A 17,795-nucleotide genomic window follows, 5' to 3' on the forward strand; every position below is an offset into this window, starting at 1 on the left:
CAGCAGTAGGCAGTGGCAGCATCGGTGTCCGATTATGCAGCACCGTCGAAGAGGTAGCCGAACATACCACCTATCTGTTGAGCGAGAAGCACACATGGCGGTCCTCGCCGAGGATACTGGTCGAAGAGTTTGCAAATGGCCCAGACTACGGCGCTTATATAATGGGAAATGAAGTCATTGGGATAGAGGCCGCTGACTACGGCCCCCCACCACATTTCGTCTGCAGTGAAGGCACCTTCCCGGCCCCGCTCACTGATGACGAGTATAAACGTATCGCCGATGTTTCGCTGAGCTGCTTGCGAGCTCTCGGCCTTGCCTGGGGCCCAACGTGTATCCAATTCCGATGGACGGAAAGTGGCCCAATCGTCATTGAGGTTAACCCGCGCCTTGGTGGCGGTCCTCAACCGGTTCATCTGGCTTACGGAGTCGACCTCGTCACCGAGCACATCAAGCTTGTCATCGGTCGCGAATGTAACCTGCGCAGAAGCCATTCGCACGTCGCGGCCTGGCGGTCGTTACTTCCTGATCGCGATGGCATCCTCGAGTGGATCGATGGCGACAGTCGGGCGGCTGCTGTACCAGGTGTCGCCGAAGTCAAATTCTATGTTGAGCCCAAGACGCCGATCGTCAGGAAAGGCAATTACCGAGACTCTATGGGATATGTTATCGCCGTTTCATCCAACCGTTCTCGGACAAAGTCGAAACTTCAGCGAGCCATCGACCTAATCGATTGGTCGATCGCACCATTTCCGACTGAACAGGAACAATCAGCGGTCCCTCGTCTCTCCGCACCAGCGCAGATATCCCCAGCCAAAGAGTGATCGTTGCCGAACATTGGTGCGATTGAGAGCACGAAAGAGATGCGGAGCGATAGCTATACTTTGCCATCCGTGGAGAATCCCGACCGGTTGATATTTGCTGGGCCGGAATCCTCTTGCTTGCTGCTGCGACACGATCGTGAGTGGCGACGATTTCGAGGGCCGACTTGGTCTGGTCTTCGCCGAGCAGGACGTCGAGTTGCCAGTGCAGGTCATTTTCGACGCTCCAATGGCGTCGTACGGTGGCGAGCAGGTCTAGTGCCGGCATTTTGCGCGACAGGGCATAGCAGCTAACCTTGTCTGTGGTCTTGCCCTCGACGGTGCGCCAGCTTTCGACACGGCCGACGGCGCAAAGGTCGACGAGTGCATTCTTGCCTGCTACCTGCGCGAAGGGAATGACGAAGGCACGCCGTACCTCGTGACGACCATGCGCATCCTCTTGGGTCTGACGGAACTTGGTTGCTTTGCCAGCCGCGCCTTGTCGAGTGCGGCATTGGCTTCGTTGATCAGTTTCGACTGGTTGCCTTTGATGGCGATCACGTAGTGGCCGCCGCCGTCGCGGACGGTCTTGGTCATGCGGCGATGGCAGTGCAAGGCGTCGGCAGTGACGGTCAACCCTTTGAGCGACAACAACTTGAGCGCCGCGGAGTAGCCTTTGGCGTAGGCACGCCTGAGAAAGGTTTCGTGACTTCGTCAGATCGGTCACCCGCCGCATCGGCGAAATCGGCGAACCCGGATACCATCCCGTGCTGCACTTCGACTTGTAAGGCTGGATTGGTCTTGGCATTGGCATAGAGGGCCGAAAAAGTTGCGGATTTCATATGTTGCGTTGGCGACGATGTGCCCGGTTGCAAGATCCACATTGAATGTCCCGCGGACTACGGCTCGACTGAAGCGCAGCGCGATCCTCGACACACGGGGCTCGAATGCGCGTATCGTAGTAGATGAACAGTGCAACACCCTTGACGACATCAGGCAGTTTGCGTCGGCCAAGGCGGCACATCTTATCCAGATCAAAATGCCCGATTTGGGATCTGTCGCGGAGTCAGCGACAGCGGTGCTGGGTGCAAGAAACACGGCATCGGCTTACCTCGGCGGAAGCTGTATCGAGACTGACCTTTCGGCCAGGGCCCCGGTGAACGCTGCGGTGGCTACTTCAGGCCGACGTCATGCTGGCCAAGCCTGAGATGGGCGTCGACGAGGAAATTTCCATCGTTGGCAACGAGCAGAAGAGGCTGTGTTCCGTATTCAGCTACCGGCGCTCAAAAAGGGGCCCTGCGCGAGCTAAAGAGGCTTCGCTTCATCGGGCGGCCGCCACCGCCTGAACAGGGACTCTCCGAGTCATCTTGCAGCCAGATGGCGCCGATATACAAACTGCATTTGACCATGGCCGCCGGGCGTTCAATCGTCTGACTTCTCAGGCCGCTACTCGAGAAGCAAGCACAGGCCGACTAAGCTTCAGCGATCGGTTTGGTGCTGGCGAGTCTTGGCGGCGGCTGTGTCCTTGTTGCGCGAATGCACATTTCAAAATGAATGGAGTAGACTCATGACGATCCCAAAGGGGGTACAGGCATTTCCACGCACTGAATACCTGCTTCGGCTGTCCGCCGTGAAGGCTGAAATGGAGGGACGCGACGTGGGCGTACTCCTCGTTTTGGATGCTTCCAATATTACTTATCTTTCAGGCTATACCACGCCGTCCGGATACGTTCCTCAGGCGCTTGTGGTTGACGGGGCGGCTGAGGAGCCGACATTCATCCTTCGTCGCTGCGATGCGCCGGCCGCCATGCACGAATGTTTCATGGAACAGGGCAAGATCATCGGTTACCCTGAAGCGCTCATTGGCAATCTAGCCAAGGACGGATACGATGCCGTCATCGACTTCCTGAATGAAGCTGGTCTTGCGAAAGGAGGGCTGGGTATCGAGATTTCGAGCCTGCCTGCAGCGACATTGGAAAAGTTCAAGTCACGGCTGCCCGAGGCTTGCATTGTAGATTGCACCAAGCTTGTCACCTGGCTCCGCCTAGTCAAATCCGAGCTCGAAATCGAGGTCATGCGGGAAGCAGCCGCCATCTCCGACGCAGCGATGAAGCGCGCCAGCGAAGTCATACGTGCCGGTGTAGCGGAAGCCGACGCGGCGGCAGAGATTGCGGCGGCGCTAATTCGGGGGGCGAATGGCAAGCCGGGAACGGCCCTGAAGTCCTTCTATCTATGCGCCTCGCCTCGGATAGGTACCTGTCACATTCCGTGGACGGGGGACGTGTTCCGCGACGGGTCCCAGATCAATCTCGAACTCGGCGGCACCCGCCATGGATATTCCGCGGGCCTCATGCGTACTTTCTCGATCGGCGCCCCTTCCAAACGCCTGCGTCGCATTCATGAGGCCCAGGTCGAAGGCCTTGAGGCGGCACTCGCCGCAGTCCGGCCGGGATCAACCTGCAGCGAGGTGGCCAACGCGTTCTACACGACGCTCCGCAAACACGGTTTCGATAAGGAAACGCGCTGCGGCTACGCGCACGGCATTGGGTGGCTCGAACCGAGCGCAAGCCTCAGGGACGGCGACACGACTGAACTGAAGCCGAACATGACCTTTCATTTGATGCTGGGCAACTGGATTGAGGACGACTTCGGTTACGTGATCAGCGAGACATTTCGGGTAACCGGCACTGGCGCTGAGGTCCTCACAAATACGCCGCGGAAGATCTTCGAAATCTGAACGGGCAATCGTGTCCGGTCGCTGTTCTCCAGAAATCGGTGAACAAGCGGGCGGACATCTTCCTGGGTCGCCCTACGACCGTTGTCCCCATCAATGGGCGGAGAGAGGAGTATGGGCGCGGAGTCCACGGTGAGGATCGGGCTAGGATCGGTCTGATCACACTCTCCACGGATACCTGACCGAGTTCGAACTCCGGATGATGCTGCCGGGTGTCAGCATATCCCGCCACGCGCATCGAAACCGCAACCCGGTCACCGTCGGAAACCTGCAGCAGGCATGTAGCCGGCATAGCGAGGGCCGCGGCATTGTTCGACCCACCGGACATTATCCGCGTTTTCGCCTATGCATGCACCTCCGGGGTCTTCGATCATTTCCCAGGAGAAGCTCAAGCAGGAATTGCATCGGGTGGCCCCATCAGCAACCTTGACGTACCCAATGACCGGAGATACGGGCCTTCCGACGCTAGAATAGACGTCGATCGGATCTCGCTTCTCAGACCATATCCTGATGAAGTTACCCCGGGTCATGGTCGACTACATTATCTCCGGAGGGACAACCCCGGTCGCCTGCGACTCGTTCAACATCGACCACGACCATAACATTGCCCTAGTCACCCCGACAGGCGATCATTGATGCTGCGATCGGCGTTAATGACGCTGCTCGCAGGCCCTTTTATTCCTTTGCACCGGTTTGAGGCCTAGCAGGCTGTTGAAAAAGGCACTCGCCACCGGACCGCAGCGGTGATTCACTGGCCCCGAAGGGATTCGGAGACGGATGCATGCGCGGCGTGCCGAACGGTCTGGCGAATTGTTCAGTTATGTTGATCTCGAGGCTCGGGTGCGGCGCGATCATCCGTTACGGCGCATTCGGGCGATTGTGAACGAGGCGCTGGCGGCGTTGGAGCAGGACTTGGCGGCGCTGTATTCGCCGATGGGGCGGCCTTCGATCCCGCCGGAAAAGCTGCTGCGAGCGATGCTGCTGCAGGCGTTCTACTCGATCCGCTCGGAGCGGCTCTTGATGGAGAGGCTGGAATACGACCTTCTGTTCCGCTGGTTTGTCGGTATCGGCGTCGATGACACGGCCTGGAACCATTCGGTGTTCTCGAAGAACCGCGACCGGTTGCTGAAGGTGACATCGCGGCGAAGTTCTTAGGCGCGGTGCTGGCGCAGCCCAAGGTGAAGAAGCTTCTGTCCACCGACCACTTCTCGGTCGATGGCACACTGATCGAGGCGTGGGCGTCGATGAAGAGCGTCAAACCGAAGGACGGCTCGGGCGAGCCGCCGGCTGAGGGGGCGGGCGAAACGCGGAAGCGGACTTCCATGGCCATAAGCGCTCGAACGACACACATGCCTCGACTAGCGATCCGGATGCCCGGCTCTATCGCAGGCAAAGGCAAGGAGACCAAGTTGTGCTTCATGGGTCATGGCTTGATGGAGAACCGCCATGGCCTGCTGGTCGACGCCTGCCTGACGCTGGCTTACGGGCATGCCGAACGGGTAGCGGCACTGCACATGATCGAGCCTCGCGCCGACCGGCCACAGGCGATCACGCTCGGCGCGGACAAGGCCTACGACGCGGAAGACTTCGCCAATGAGCTGCGCTCGATGAGGGTGACGCCGCACGTGGCGCAGAATATGAGCGGCCGCAGTTCCGCGATCGACGGGCGCACCACCCGGCATAGCGGCTATGTTATCAGCCAGCGCATCAGGAAGCGCATCGAAGAGGCGTTCGGTTGGATCAAGGTCGTGGCCGGCCAGCACAAGACCAGGTTCCGCGGCCGCGACCGTGTCGGATGGGCCTTCACCTTCGCTGCCGCCGCTTACAATCTGGTGCGGCTGCCGAAGCTCATGGCGGCGCCGGCATGACTGCGCCGCCCGCAGACTGCCAACTGATCGGCCGCTGGCGCATTGTAGAGGCCGATCTGTGGGATCGCGGCTATCTGAACCTCAGTGGCCCCGCCATGATCACCATCGGAGCCGACAACCACGGCGAAATCGCCTTTGGTGCCCTGCAAGCCGGCCTCGATCTCCGCTACAGTACCTCGATGATCTTCTTCGCGTGGGGCGGCTGCGACGAGATGGACCAAGTCACCGGCGACGGCTCCGCCGAACTGCTCGACGACGGCTCGATCGAGATCACATTCGCCTATCACAACGGCGACGAAGCCATCCTCAAAGCCAAACGTGATCCTTCTTCAACAGCCTGCTAGAGAGATCATTGAGGAGATCGAGAGATCGAACCCGTCATCACGGCCCATCAGGCGATACTGTGGGACGCGCTCCGTCTCGCATGCGATCGGCAGCCGATTTGCCGGCTATGGAAAACTTCTGAGGAAATGAACCATCCGACATCACGATTAGATATAGCATATCCACATCGTGGACTTGCCTGCTTGAAAAGCAGAAAGCATGCCAATCAACAATCAAGGAAAATCGTTGAGAAGGACAGGCGCGCCGTCCATCCGTTCACGCACAATCGACGGGTTCGCCGGTCGGTTCGATTACGGTTTGTAACACTACGGGATCGAGCCGGATCTGATTCCTGAGCAAAAGCACTGACGTCAGCCCACTTACGCTCTCGGCCGCGGTCGTCGGCAGCAAGGTTTACGACGTCCTTGAGGCAGACGCCGACCGGGTGGGGTTTTTCTCCCACGGCTCGGACCACCTGATAGGCGCTGCCGCCGCGAATGCGGTATTCGATTCTTGTCGACAAGGAGGATTTGCCGCGCAACGCGCGAGAGGTCGGAGGCTATTTCTAGGCCCAGCTGAAGCCCCACCCTCACGCAAGGCCCATCGAAGGGGAGGCTCGCCGCGTCGGTCAGTTGGGCGCGATCGAATTGGGCGCGGACCGTGAAAGGAAGGCCCGGTTTCGATGCAAGCTCAAGGTCGGGTACGCGTTTCCAAGGCGGCACGCGACCGCAGCCTAATTACGCGCCATGTCGCAGGGCAATCCTAGCCTTTCGCCGCAGCTCGTGACCACGAAGCAGGAGGTCGATGAGATCGTTGCCATCGCTCAGGCCCCGGTCACGGACATCCAGGGGTCAGTTCCGTGCCTCCACGCGCCTCCGATGCGCCCAGCGGCGGCCACCGCACCTTCCGTATATATCGTTGCGAGCCACTTGCCTGATCTGCTGAGGAAACTGGCGGGTGTTCCGTATTCCCACATGGAGACGATCCGGCACACGCCGGGTCCGTCCTTGTGCTGAAAGCGAGCCTAAATCCATCTCGCTATTAGATGCCGACGATATACAAACGGCATTTGACGAAAGTGTCCCGGGGAATGATGCTCGCTTGCATCAGGCGTTTGCCGCCAAAAAGCTGGGAACTAACAGATGCACAGCGTCGACACTTTCCGACGTCTCCAGGACGAAGCCACGCAATGGCGCCGCTACCTGCATCAGAATCCGGAGCTAGGATACGAGGTCTACAATACGGCGAAGTTCGTTGCGGAGAAGCTGGCTACCTTCGGTATCAACCACATCGAGACAGGCATCGCCGAGACCGGCGTGGTTGCCCTGATCCAGGGTGAGGGCGGGGAGGGGCCGACGATTGGGCTGCGCGCCGATATGGATGCCCTACCGATAATCGAAACGTCGAACAAGGCCTGGTCCTCGCGGATATCCGGCAAGATGCACGCGTGCGGCCATGACGGCCACAACGCGATGCTGCTTGGGGCTGCGAAGCACCTCGCCTCAACGCGCAACTTCAAAGGCTCAGTTGCTTTGATCTTCCAGCCTGCAGAGGAAGATGGCCGAGGTGCTCAGAAGATGGTCCAGGAAGGGCTCATGGAGCGCTTCAACATCTCCCAGGTCTATGGCATGCACAACTCGCCCGGTACGGACATTGGTCAGTTCGCCATCCGGGACGGCGGTATGATGGCGGCGCTTGACGAGTTTGACATCATCGTCAAGGGGAGGGGCGGTCATGCGGCTTCGCCCCACAGGACCGTCGACCCCGTAGTCGCCGCCGCACAGATCATCGTTGCCCTGCAGACGGTGGTATCCCGCAACACCGCCCTTACTGACGCCCTCGTCGTTTCTGTCACGAAGTTCACGGCAAGCCAAGCCTACAACGTCATCGCGGACCATGTCGAAATGGGTGGCACTGTCAGGAGCCTGACCTCTGCCGTGCGCGATTTTGCGGAGCAGCAGATTAGGTTGTGCGCCGAGGGCGTGGCCCGCGGGCTCGGCGCACAAATTACGTTCAGGTATCGGCGGCTCGAACCCCTCACATTCAACCACAAGGCCGGAACACATCTCGCGATCACGGCGGCGCGCAGCCTCGTGGGCAATGACGCCGCAAACGACAACGTCAACCCTTCAATGGGATCCGAAGACTTCGCCTACATGCTGGAAGCGCGGCCGGGCGCGATCATCCTCTTGGGCAACGGCTCGACGCCGGGCTTGCATAATCCCGCTTACGATTTCAACGACGAGGCCATCCCGTATGGCGTGGGCTATTGGGTAACCCTTGTCGAGACGATCCTGGCGGCCTGACTTGTCGGGTTGCGGCTCGTAAACCGGGCTGAAGAGCGAGAGATGTAACCCGGAAGACAGGAGCGGCCGGCGCCGGCACAACATCGGAGACCGCTTTGGGGAAAGTCTCGATTTCGGCCGTCCGTTGGTTCGGCGTAAACCGCATATTCATCAGGGAATGACCAATGAGCTTCGCTATTAACCGCAGGCGTTTCATGCGGGTAGCATCAACCGCCTTGGCTGCCGGTGCACTTCCTTCCATCCGAAGAGTGTTGACGCTGGCCAGCGCCAGTATGTCGCCGGAACCGTGACCGATATGATCTATGCCGGGCCGCAGCGAAGATGAGACGTGGGTGTGGGTGGCAACGTCCTCGTCGTACGCGAACACGTCATGGCGGGGTGGCCGATCTTTCGGCCTTTCGGCCTAGCGACGACATTCGGCTCGATTGGCTGCGGTCGGACGTCCGCTTTGTCACGCCATGACTTCAGGGAACGCGCAGATGTTGACCTTACAAAAGCTTACGCGGGCATCGGTCGGGCCAACTATTCCCGCGCACTGCCTCCTGCTGTTCGTCTTTGCTATACCGATCGTCCAGCTCTTCTTGAAAAGCATCAATGCGCCGGCGTTCTACCTTGCCAACTACGAGACGTTCTTTATGCGCCCTGCGAATGTTCGCGCTCTCATCCAGACCATCGAGATAAGCGTCGTAGCCACAGTCATTTGCGCTCTCATCGGCTACCCGACCGCCTATCTGATCACTGTCGCTTCGAAGCAGTTCCGCACCGCCCTCGTCATACTCGTCCTGATCCCATATCTCACGAGCGCCCTGGCCCGCACCTGCGCCTGGGTCATAGTCCTGGGTGACCACGGCCTCATCAACAATCTGCTGCTCTACTCGGGTATCATCACGAGCCCTCTGCCCCTGATTTACAACCGCATGGCCATATACATCGGCATGGTCCACATCATGTTGCCGATCATGATTCTGCCGCTGGCGAGCGTGATGCTCGGTATCGACAAGTCGCTGGTGGCATCGGCGCTCAGCATGGGTGCGCATCCGTTCTCAGCCTTCTGGCGCGTGTTTTCCCCGCTCAACCTGCCCGGCTTGCGCAGTGGCGAGTTGCTCGTCTTGATCTTGAGCCTCCAATTATCTATTGCGCCCGCAGCCCTTGGTGGCCTGCGTGACGCCATGCTTTCGACCTTTATTGCGGCTGAGGTGCAAAGCTCCTTCAATCTCGGCCGGATAGGGGCCGCGTCATCAATTCTCCTCGCGATCGCGATCGCGATCGCGATGACGGTGCACGCCGTCCTCAGACTCAATCCGGCCGGCCCCCAGGGCAATGCTGCGCCGGTCCGGCGAAGTCGTTTTCCCGAGGCAGTGGCCTTAGCGCGACACCTCACTGAGCTCGGCCCGGTCGGGCGGGCGCGCGCTGGAAGACGCATCTTTACCGCGCTGGCGACGCGACCCGTGTCTGGAGGTACCTGGGGATCACGTTTGTCATACTCACCCAACTCTTTCTTCTCTTCCCGGGAGTGGTGGTGATCATCGTGTCATTCAGCGCGGGAACGCAGTTGGAATTCCCCCCATCCGGCTTTTCCTTGCAATGGTATCGTTCGTTTTTCGGCGATCCGTCGTGGAACAAGGCCGCTCTGAGCAGTTTGGAAATTGCAATCTCGGTTACAGTAATCTCGATCATATTCGGTACGCTGGCCGTCTATGGGCTCTGCCGCAGCACGCCAATCTCGCGCAACGTGCTCAAGTTGATCCTCCTGGCACCGATCACCTTTCTGGTGATCGTGGTCGGCATCGCAGCCTACCTTGATCTGGTGTCCTTCGGCCTGGTCGGAACGAAGACGGGCATCGTCCTGACGCACAGTATTGGCGCCATGAGCTATGTCGTGGTTGTCGTCGCGGCAACGCTGGCAAAGTTCGACACTAGCCTTGAGCAAGCCCAAGAGTATGCGGGCCGGGTCCTTCCGGACATTCATACGGGTGACTCTGCCTTTGATCCGGCCGGGTATTCTCGGCTGGGCGGTGTTTGCCTTCCTCCATTCATTCGACGAAGTGGTCATATCCTTGCTGGTCAGCGGTCTATCCGTCGCCGCGGTGGCGTCGCTGCTCATGCTTCTGCCGGTTCTCTGGCTCGTTGCCCTGTACTTCATCTGGTGGCGATCAAGATGCAAAATGCAAGCAGCCCCCACGCTCGCCCCGGTCTCAAGCCGCACTACTCGTAAGGGGCACCTAGGCACCGCCGGCGTGTCAACCTCAGGGTATGACATGCGATTTGGGCCGCGGTCACTGTGCTCCTGACCTTTCAGAACTCTATCGGAAGAAACACCATGACAGACACCGAACCTACCGTTGCCGAAACAATCGCCCGTGCGCTATCGCGCCACGGCGTGAAGTTCATATTCGGTCAGAGCCTTCCTTCCGCCGTGATACTCGCTGCGGAGGAAATCGGAATCCGTCAAATCGCCTACCGCCAGGAGAATATGGGTGGTGCGATGGCCGACGGTTTCGCGAGGGCCTCGGGACAGGTCGCGGTGGTCGCCGCCCAGAACGGTCCAGCAGCGGCACTGCTCGTTGCACCGCTGGCCGAGGCCCTAAAGGCCAGCATCCCCGTGGTAGCTCTCGTTCAGGAGGTAGAGCGACCGCAGGTGGATAAGAATGCCTTTCAGGAACTCGATCACCTGGTGCTTTTTGCATCCTGCGCCAAGTGGACGCGCCGGATCGGCACCGCGGATCGAGTTGACGATTACGTGGACGCGGCGTTCGTGGCTGCGGCGAGTGGCCGGCCGGGGCCTGCCGTCCTTTTACTGCCGGCTGACCTACTGCGCGAGACAGCCCAGCCTGCCGCCCACAGGCGCGAGGCATGCCTCAGCGCCTGGCCGCTCGACCGTACCCGGCCGGCGGATGCCGGCATTGCCAAAGCGGCTTTTCTAATCGCAAAAGCCCGGTGCCCGGTAGTCATGGCAGGTGGCGGCGCCGTTTCCACCGGCGCGCCATCTGCTCTGGCGGACCTTCAGGAATTTGCCTCGCTCCCTGTATTCACGACGAACATGGGCAAGGGTGCCGTCAATGAATTCCACCCTCTGTCATGCGGCGTTCTCGGATCCCTCGTCGGGCCCACGTCGCTTGGCCGGTTCACGCGGGGCCTGGTCGAGGATGCCGACCTCATCCTGCAGGTTGGAACACGAAACAATCAAAATGGCACGGACAGCTGGCGCCTCGTTCGCCCGGGCACGAAGATCATTCAGATCGACCTCGATCCGCAGGAGATCGGGCGCAACTACGAGGCAGTCCGCCTCGTCGGGGATGCGGCAGAAACCCTCAAAGCACTCACGCAGGCCCTCAAGACCCAGGATCTTAAGGCAAGATCACAGGCGCGCCCCGGTCTGGCCGATCGGATTGCCGACGCGTGGCGCCAGTTCGAGACGGTCAGGGCACCCCTACTAAAGCAGGGAACCGGAGGGATCAGGCCGGAACGTGTGATGGCGGAACTGCAGAATCTGATCCGGCCGGAGATGATCATCACGGCTGATGCGAGCTACTCATCGATGTGGGTCGTGGGTCATTTGCGAGCGCCAGGGGAAGGGATGCGCTTCCTCACACCCCGTGGGCTAGCCGGGCTCGGGTGGGGCCTTCCGCTCGCCATGGGCGCAAAAATCGCGCGGCCTTCGGCACCTGTTGTGGCGCTTGTCGGGGACGGTGGCTTTGCGCATTCCTGGGCCGAATTGGAAACCATGGTCCGCATGGGAATTCCGGTGACGATAGTCCTTCTGAACAACGGCATCCTTGGCTTCCAGAAGGACGCCGAAACCGTGAAGTTTGGGGCCCACACCACAGCCTGCCATTTCGCAGCGGTTGATCACGTAGCGATTGCGCGCGCCTGTGGCTGCGAAGGGATAAGAGTTGAGGACGCAGCGAATCTGCAGGAAGTCCTCAAGCAGGCCTTCGCGGCCGAGCGGCCGACACTGATCGAGGTGATGACGGATCCCGCTGCGCATCCCCCGATTTCGCTGTTTGCCGGGACCCTGGATCACTGAAGCGGAATGGCGTTACATGGGCAGCCGAAGGAACAATAAGCCGGAAGGCGCAAACTGGGAGCCTATTCGGTGCCGACGATCAGTCTGGCGTCTCAACCTGATGACGGATGACATCCGCCTGAAAGCGGCCGCCGAGAAGGACGGCCGGGCTTTCTGCCGACACGCAAGCAGGGACTGCCAGCGGTGAACTATCCGTTACATATGGAGAATACCCAATACATCGATGCGTCCTGCGATGAAAGCGCGCCACTGTTCACGCACTATTCCACGCAGTGGGATGCCCTTAGCCACATCGGGCAGCATTTCGAGGCTGACGGCGACGGCATCGCTGATATCGTCTATTACAATGGCTTCAAGGGCGGCGCGGATGTTCTAGGACCCGGTGCCGAAGGCGGAGCCCGCGCGCGCCGATTAGGCATCGAGAAGTTCGCCGAGACCAGCGTCCAAGGTAGGGGCGTGCTCCTCGACCTAGGCAGGATCTATGGAGGGGACCGGACGCTGGTCGGCTACGATGCTCTGTTGCGTGCTATGTTGAGTCAGTCCGTTGAAGTCGAGGCGGGCGACATGCGGTGCATACACACCGGATTCGCCCAACTTGTTGTCGAAATGGACGGCAGCCCGGATCCGCGTGTCCTGCACAATGCCCTCGCCGTACTGGGCGGGGGGACGACAGGCTGCTCCGGTGGAGCGACGACTGCGGTATCGCCGCTGGCTGCTGACAACTTCGCGGTGGCGGCCTATCCGAATCGCGCACCAGACGGCTGCGACCACTGCGTCGGTCTGCCCCTGCACCACCAGTGCCTTTTCAAGCTTGGCCTTCCCCTCGGCGAGCTCTGGTATCTATCGGAATTGGCTGCCTGGCTGCGGGCTCATAACGGTAGCCGGTTTTTCCTGACCACCCCGCCTCTGCGCCTGCCCGGCTCGTTCGGCTCGCCGCTGACACCCGTCGCCATAGTGTAGAAGGAAGTAGATCGTGGACCAGACTTCGCAGGCAACCGCATTCGCCGGCAAGGTGGCTCTGGTGACAGGCGCGGCGCGGGGCATCGGACTTGCGATCGCCACGCGGCTTCTCAACGCGGGCGCCGAGGTGGTGCTGGCGGACCTCTCCGAGAGTGACCTGAACGCCAGCGTTTCGACCCTGTCTTCGAACTGTTCTGGGCGGGCCCTGGCGGTGCGCGTGGATGTCTCCAAAGACGCTGATGTCACGCGAATGGTCGAGGCCGCAGCGGCCCGCTTCGGGCGGGTCGATATCCTGGTTAACAATGCGGGAATCTCTCCGAAACACGGCGGACGGAAGGCGACAGTTGAGGAGATGCTCGCCGCGGAGTGGCGTCAGGTTCTCGAAGTTAACCTGACAGGCGCCTTCCTTTGCTGCCGGGCCTGCCTTCCCCACATGCGGGCGGCGAAATGGGGCCGGATCATCAACATCGCATCGGTGGCCGGCCGAACGAAAACCGAGATTGCAGGAGCCCACTATGCCGCGTCCAAGGCCGGCATGATGGCCCTTGCCCGCACCCTTGCCGTTGAAGTTGGCTCAATGAACATCACGGTGAATTCCATTGCGCCGGGCCGCATCGAAACGCCGATGGCTGCCGCGGCTGGTGCCGAGCTTAACCAGGCTTACGTCGCCCGCATTCCTGTCGGCCGACTGGGCACCGGTGAAGACATCGCCGCTGCGGTCGCCTACCTGGCATCGAAAGACGCTGCCTTCCTCACGGGTGTGACGCTCGACGTTAACGGCGGCTCGTTCATGATCTGATCCGCCTGGCGGCAGAATACTTACAAGACTTGAAGGTTTGGAGCTCTGGGTTTGGGTATACCTACCGTGGTGCCGGAGCGACTGGCGGATTTCTGATCGAACGCGCCTATGTCGCCGGCGAATGGATTTCGAGCGAACGTCGCTTTGACGTGACGAATCCCTTCACCGGCGCGCTCGTTGCTTCGGTCCAAAACCGGCAGCAATGAAACGATCCAGTTTGCAGGGTGCTGGGCTCATTATCCAGGGCGAAGTTTTATCTGGAGTCTTTGGCGGTGACCGCATTATCGCGGCAAGCTACGCTGGTTCGGCCAAGGTGATAGGATCCCCATGCAGACCGAACCCACGCCCACCACCGAGGATATCTACCGCGTCTGGCGCGCCCACCGCAGCCTGAGCCCTGGCGCGGCGCTGGTCTACATGCACAGGATCAGGTCGTTTCGCTCCTATTGCGCCGAACGCGGGCTGATCGAGCGCGAAGAGCTCACCCTCGAACGCACAAATCGCTTCATAGGCTGGTATGCGCGGCGGCAGGATCTCGATCCGCGGTCGCTGGGCCTTTTCCGGAGTGCTCTGCAGTCGCTCAACCGGGTCTATCATAGTATGGGGTTGGCGCCTCCCGATTGGCGGTCGCCGCGGCCAGCAAAGCCGCCGGCAACGCCTTTGCTTGCCGAGTACGCCGACTACCTGCTCCGGCATCGGGGCAACCCGCAGGTGACCGTGCACAAGAAGTTGCAGCACATCGGCAAATTTCAGGGTCACCTGATACAGGCCGGTGAAGGCTGGCTGTCGATAGCCTTGACTGATGTCGACGCTTTTCTCGTCTCTTACGCTCAACGATATTCCCGATCGCACGTCAGCGATGTTGCGTGCAGTATTCGCTGTTTCCTGCGTTTTCTGCATTGGAGCGGCGCATTCCCGTCGATCTCAGCGAAACCGTGATCGCGCCGGTGCAGCCGCGCCTTGAGCGACCACGGCGGGCGCTCGCCTGGGAGGATGTGCAGCGGCTGCTGAAGGCGGTGGATCGGTCGACACCAATGGGTCTGCGCGATTACGCGCTCCTGTTGATGATGAGCAATTACGGCCTTGGAGCGGGTGAGGCTATCCGCTTGCAGTTCGACGACATCGATTGGGAAGCCGGCACAGTGCGGCCAAAGACGGGGACAGCCTTCACCCTGCCGCTCCTGCCGGCCGTGGCCAAGGCGGTGGCGCATTATCTGCGCGATGGACGGCCCAGCGGCACGCCGACCCGTCATCTGTTCGTGCAGATGAAGGTGCCGTTCGGCCCCTTCGCCGCTTCAAGCGCGATACGCCACATCATCGCAAAGCATGCGAGGGCCGCCGGGATTTCGGGCACGTTCCTCGGTAGCCACGTTCTGCCCCATTCCCACGCGGCACGCCAGATCGATCTCGGCACGCCGCCTCGTGTGGTATCCGAGCTTCTTGGGCATCGCGATCCGGAGTCGCTCTCCGCCTATGTGCGGATCGCAACGGAGACGTTGCGTGAGGTCGCGTTGCCGGTGCCGGCATGACCACCATCGTCACCCTTTCCGAGTTGGAGCGCGACGCGGAGAGCTTTCTGCAGTTCAAACGCGCCATGGGCCATCCTTATAAGCGTGGCGCCTTCGAGATCGACCGTTTCCTCCGCTTTGTCCGGCAGCATTGGGGCGAAGAAGACCCCATCCCTCTGGCGGAGGCTATCCAGCGCTGGGTGGGCGGCGCCGCGGCCGCAAGGCTGTCACGCTTGCCAACGAGTTCGGCGTCATTCGGCAGCTCTGCCTGTTCCGTCGGCGACGCGATCCGACCAGCTATGTGCCCGGGCATGGCTGGGCGCCGATGAAGGAACCGATCTTCTTCCCCTATATTTTCAGCCAGGAAGAGATCCGCCGAATCCTTGCTGCCGCCTCGGTGCATCAGGGGCACTTCATATGGGCCTCAATGCTGCGCAGGCTTATTCTTGTGCTTTACTGCACTGGCCTGCAGCTCGGAGAAGCCGCACGCCTCAAGATGACCGATGTCGATCTCGAACGCGGCACTTTGACGACCCACGACAGCAAGCGGCGCACGCGCATCGTGCCCATGCAGGATGACCTTGTCTGAGAGTTGCGGCGCTACATCGACGATCGGCGTCAGATACTCATCGACCAGCACTGCGCGGATCGGGAAGCCCTGTTCGTTCGCCGCAACGGCTCGTCGCTTACGACCGCTTCCGCATCCGATGCTATCCGCCGGATTCTTCGTCGCCCGGGTATCAAATCCGCACAAGGACGGGTTGGCGCCCGACCCTACGAGTTCCGTCATGCCTTCGCGGTCCACCGCCTCACGATGTGGGCACAGGAAGGCGTCGATATACACGCCAAGTTGCCCTTGCTGTCAGCCTATCTCGGCCTCGACGAGTTGTCCGTGGGGGCCGCTCTCCAGGCGCTGAAACAGCCGGCTCCTGCCCAAATACTCTTCTGAAATCATATCCTCTCCTCCGCTGTTGAAAGCGGAGGCAGGAAACAAACTATGCCGAGACGATCACACGCCGCTCAGGCTGTCGCGGAGGGGTGTCCATTTTTCGGTGGCCTGCCGCGCGGCCGCGATGGTGCTTTTGATCGCAGGTGTTCGGGCATGGGCTCGGCGTGCTGGCGGAGCCGATAGCTCGATCCTTCGATCTGGACGACGACCGCATGGTGAAGCAGGCGATCGAGAAAGGGCGGTTGCGACGACAGGGTGCCGAAGACCTCGCCCCATTCGGCAAAGCTGCGGTTTGAGGTGAGAATCATTGCGCCCTTCTCATAGCGGGCGTTGACGAGTTGGAAGAACAGATTGCCGCCACCGTGGAGGACGGGCAGGTAGCCGATCTCGTCGACAACGAGCAGAGCAGGCCGGCAGAAGAAGCGGGTTTCCTGCAGCTGGCCTTCGCGTTCGGCCCTTGTCAGCGCAGCGATGAGTTCGGCGAGCGTGCAGAAATAGACGCTCTTTCCAGCCTTCACGGCCTCGACGGCAAGCGCGATGGTCACCCATGCCGGCCCGCGATACAATTTCGAACGCGGTATAAGGTAAATGACTGTTGCAAAAATATTTAAAGACTGCATGAAAAATTCACAAATGTTTTCTTTTAATACTCAAACTTCTATGCAAAAATCGGGTTTAAGGTCAGATCAAAAATATCAGAAAAATATAAGGAAAACAAACATGAACTACGAGGCTAGAGATACAGTTACCTTATCAGAGCTTGAGGTATACTTTAGCGAAGACTATATTTATTTTGGAGATGTGATCAATCCGCCGAATGCAAGTGATCGACAAGTGGGGGTAATTTGGAAGCTTCTTTCTCTTACGCAAGGCAGCTCAGTTCTTGAACTTGGGTGCGGCTATGGGCGGATTACCAACCGATTGGCGGAAAAAGGAGCGCAGGTAGCCGGACTTGATATCTCGCCGATCTTGCTAAAAAAAGCCGAAGCAGATGCTTCTGAACGCGGAGTAAATGTCGAGTATGTTCTGGGCGACATGCGCTCACTTCCCTGGCGAGATCGGTTCGACGCAGCTTTTCTGTGGTACACGACCTTTGGCTATTTCGATGACGCAGATAATGAGAGAGTTCTTCGTGAAGCCGCTTCTTCACTTCGAAAGGGCGGGCGCCTGCTAATCGACCACCCCAATCGCATCGATTTCCTGAGCCACAAGTCGCCTATCTGTTACGTTGCGCAGCGTAATGACGATGTACGAATCGATATATTTAGCAACGATGTGCTAAGCGATCGCTCGAACCTCGAAAGGATTATCGTCCGCGATGGATGCGTTAGACGAACGCACCTGTCTTTCAGACAGTATGGGTTTTCTGAATATGTTCGCATGTTGCGAAGCGCGGGGTTCGAGAATGTTGAAGCTTATGGGCAAGAAGGTGGAGCGTTTACATCCGATAGCTCGCGCCTCGTGGTTGTCGCATACAAATAATACCAACGGCCCTAGCTGTGAGCTTCCGATAGGTTGTCCAT

The 17,795-nt window shown here is 59.8% G+C and carries 17 protein-coding genes and 4 pseudogenes; 19 read left to right on the forward strand and 2 right to left on the reverse strand.

Translation table 11 applies throughout. The features are described 5' to 3' along the window. Positions 1-821 (forward strand): annotated as a pseudogene (locus ACFX5Q_RS28345) (hypothetical protein); the annotation flags it as partial. A gap of 220 nt (positions 822-1,041) precedes the next feature. Here ACFX5Q_RS28345 and ACFX5Q_RS28350 read toward each other — a convergent pair. Next, a pseudogene (locus ACFX5Q_RS28350) lies at positions 1,042-1,611 on the reverse strand (hypothetical protein); the annotation flags it as partial. A gap of 45 nt (positions 1,612-1,656) precedes the next feature. Between ACFX5Q_RS28350 and ACFX5Q_RS28355 the strand changes: the two are divergent. The 17 genes and pseudogenes from ACFX5Q_RS28355 (at position 1,657) to ACFX5Q_RS28435 (ending at position 16,272) form a co-directional block, all read left to right on the forward strand. Further along, positions 1,657-2,004 (forward strand): hypothetical protein, encoded by a 348-nt coding sequence (locus ACFX5Q_RS28355; RefSeq protein WP_404283338.1) that lies wholly within the window; start codon positions 1,657-1,659, stop codon positions 2,002-2,004. Between the two features lie 360 nt (positions 2,005-2,364). Further along, entirely contained in the window at positions 2,365-3,534 is a 1,170-nt protein-coding gene (locus tag ACFX5Q_RS28360) for a M24 family metallopeptidase (RefSeq protein ID WP_404283250.1), read from the forward strand. Positions 3,535-4,443: 909 nt separating this feature from the next. Next, positions 4,444-4,686, forward strand: coding sequence for a transposase (locus tag ACFX5Q_RS28365; RefSeq protein ID WP_404283252.1), 243 nt, complete (start codon positions 4,444-4,446; stop codon positions 4,684-4,686). A gap of 23 nt (positions 4,687-4,709) precedes the next feature. Then, entirely contained in the window at positions 4,710-5,399 is a 690-nt protein-coding gene (locus tag ACFX5Q_RS28370; protein ID WP_404283253.1) for an IS5 family transposase, read from the forward strand. Continuing rightward, positions 5,396-5,743 (forward strand): hypothetical protein, encoded by a 348-nt coding sequence (locus tag ACFX5Q_RS28375; protein WP_404283255.1) that lies wholly within the window; start codon positions 5,396-5,398, stop codon positions 5,741-5,743. Before ACFX5Q_RS28370 ends, ACFX5Q_RS28375 begins: the two co-directional genes overlap by 4 nt. A 304-nt stretch (positions 5,744-6,047) precedes the next feature. After that, positions 6,048-6,568 (forward strand): annotated as a pseudogene (locus ACFX5Q_RS28380) (aminotransferase class III-fold pyridoxal phosphate-dependent enzyme); the annotation flags it as partial. Positions 6,569-6,865: 297 nt separating this feature from the next. After that, positions 6,866-8,029 (forward strand): M20 aminoacylase family protein, encoded by a 1,164-nt coding sequence (locus ACFX5Q_RS28385; protein WP_404283257.1) that lies wholly within the window; start codon positions 6,866-6,868, stop codon positions 8,027-8,029. Between the two features lie 479 nt (positions 8,030-8,508). Beyond that, positions 8,509-9,552: an ABC transporter permease gene (locus tag ACFX5Q_RS28390; RefSeq protein ID WP_404283259.1), complete on the forward strand. Its 1,044-nt coding sequence runs from the start codon at positions 8,509-8,511 to the stop codon at positions 9,550-9,552. Next, positions 9,549-10,244 (forward strand): ABC transporter permease, encoded by a 696-nt coding sequence (locus ACFX5Q_RS28395; RefSeq protein WP_404283261.1) that lies wholly within the window; start codon positions 9,549-9,551, stop codon positions 10,242-10,244. The genes ACFX5Q_RS28390 and ACFX5Q_RS28395 overlap by 4 nt, the downstream gene beginning before the upstream one ends. Positions 10,245-10,349: 105 nt before the next feature. Then, on the forward strand, positions 10,350-12,056 hold the full coding sequence (locus ACFX5Q_RS28400) for an acetolactate synthase catalytic subunit (protein ID WP_404283262.1): 1,707 nt from the start codon (positions 10,350-10,352) through the stop codon (positions 12,054-12,056). 183 nt (positions 12,057-12,239) lie between these two features. Further along, a complete protein-coding gene (locus tag ACFX5Q_RS28405; RefSeq protein WP_404283264.1) occupies positions 12,240-13,016 on the forward strand; it encodes a cyclase family protein in 777 nt (258 codons plus the stop codon). A 13-nt stretch (positions 13,017-13,029) separates the two neighbouring features. Continuing rightward, the gene (locus ACFX5Q_RS28410) at positions 13,030-13,815 is read left to right on the forward strand and encodes an SDR family oxidoreductase (protein ID WP_404283266.1); all 786 of its coding nucleotides are present in this window, start codon (positions 13,030-13,032) and stop codon (positions 13,813-13,815) included. A gap of 327 nt (positions 13,816-14,142) precedes the next feature. After that, complete coding sequence (locus ACFX5Q_RS28415; RefSeq protein WP_404283268.1) at positions 14,143-14,754, forward strand: site-specific integrase; 612 nt, start codon at positions 14,143-14,145, stop codon at positions 14,752-14,754. Further along, the gene (locus ACFX5Q_RS28420) at positions 14,682-15,344 is read left to right on the forward strand and encodes a site-specific integrase (protein ID WP_404283270.1); all 663 of its coding nucleotides are present in this window, start codon (positions 14,682-14,684) and stop codon (positions 15,342-15,344) included. Before ACFX5Q_RS28415 ends, ACFX5Q_RS28420 begins: the two co-directional genes overlap by 73 nt. Continuing rightward, positions 15,341-15,652 carry a hypothetical protein gene (locus tag ACFX5Q_RS28425; RefSeq protein WP_404283272.1) on the forward strand — a complete coding sequence of 104 codons (312 nt, stop codon included), beginning with the start codon at positions 15,341-15,343 and terminating at the stop codon, positions 15,650-15,652. The genes ACFX5Q_RS28420 and ACFX5Q_RS28425 overlap by 4 nt, the downstream gene beginning before the upstream one ends. Beyond that, a complete protein-coding gene (locus tag ACFX5Q_RS28430; RefSeq protein WP_404283274.1) occupies positions 15,649-15,912 on the forward strand; it encodes a tyrosine-type recombinase/integrase in 264 nt (87 codons plus the stop codon). The genes ACFX5Q_RS28425 and ACFX5Q_RS28430 overlap by 4 nt, the downstream gene beginning before the upstream one ends. A 3-nt stretch (positions 15,913-15,915) precedes the next feature. Then, positions 15,916-16,272 carry a hypothetical protein gene (locus tag ACFX5Q_RS28435; protein WP_404283276.1) on the forward strand — a complete coding sequence of 119 codons (357 nt, stop codon included), beginning with the start codon at positions 15,916-15,918 and terminating at the stop codon, positions 16,270-16,272. A 71-nt stretch (positions 16,273-16,343) separates the two neighbouring features. On the opposite strand, the pseudogene ACFX5Q_RS28440 reads toward ACFX5Q_RS28435, so the two are convergent. After that, positions 16,344-16,808: pseudogene (locus ACFX5Q_RS28440) on the reverse strand (ATP-binding protein); the annotation flags it as partial. 52 nt (positions 16,809-16,860) lie between these two features. Between ACFX5Q_RS28440 and ACFX5Q_RS28445 the strand changes: the two are divergent. Continuing rightward, on the forward strand, positions 16,861-17,754 hold the full coding sequence (locus ACFX5Q_RS28445) for a class I SAM-dependent methyltransferase (RefSeq protein WP_404283278.1): 894 nt from the start codon (positions 16,861-16,863) through the stop codon (positions 17,752-17,754). Positions 17,755-17,795 lie beyond the last annotated feature (41 nt).

The organism is Mesorhizobium sp. IMUNJ 23033 (assembly GCF_044778005.1).
GTDB classification, from domain to species: Bacteria; Pseudomonadota; Alphaproteobacteria; order Rhizobiales; family Rhizobiaceae; genus Mesorhizobium; species Mesorhizobium amorphae_A.

What these genes read in the sequence shown, in the direction of transcription:
- ACFX5Q_RS28355 (WP_404283338.1), top strand. Translation starts at nt 1,657, where the DNA reads ATGTGCCCGGTTGCAAGATCCACATTGAATGTCCCGCGGACTACGGCT.
- ACFX5Q_RS28360 (WP_404283250.1), top strand. Translation starts at nt 2,365, where the DNA reads ATGACGATCCCAAAGGGGGTACAGGCATTTCCACGCACTGAATACCTG.
- ACFX5Q_RS28375 (WP_404283255.1), top strand. Translation starts at nt 5,396, where the DNA reads ATGACTGCGCCGCCCGCAGACTGCCAACTGATCGGCCGCTGGCGCATT.
- ACFX5Q_RS28385 (WP_404283257.1), top strand. Translation starts at nt 6,866, where the DNA reads ATGCACAGCGTCGACACTTTCCGACGTCTCCAGGACGAAGCCACGCAA.
- ACFX5Q_RS28390 (WP_404283259.1), top strand. Translation starts at nt 8,509, where the DNA reads ATGTTGACCTTACAAAAGCTTACGCGGGCATCGGTCGGGCCAACTATT.
- ACFX5Q_RS28400 (WP_404283262.1), top strand. Translation starts at nt 10,350, where the DNA reads ATGACAGACACCGAACCTACCGTTGCCGAAACAATCGCCCGTGCGCTA.
- ACFX5Q_RS28415 (WP_404283268.1), top strand. Translation starts at nt 14,143, where the DNA reads ATGCAGACCGAACCCACGCCCACCACCGAGGATATCTACCGCGTCTGG.
- ACFX5Q_RS28425 (WP_404283272.1), top strand. Translation starts at nt 15,341, where the DNA reads ATGACCACCATCGTCACCCTTTCCGAGTTGGAGCGCGACGCGGAGAGC.
- ACFX5Q_RS28430 (WP_404283274.1), top strand. Translation starts at nt 15,649, where the DNA reads ATGAAGGAACCGATCTTCTTCCCCTATATTTTCAGCCAGGAAGAGATC.
- ACFX5Q_RS28445 (WP_404283278.1), top strand. Translation starts at nt 16,861, where the DNA reads ATGACTGTTGCAAAAATATTTAAAGACTGCATGAAAAATTCACAAATG.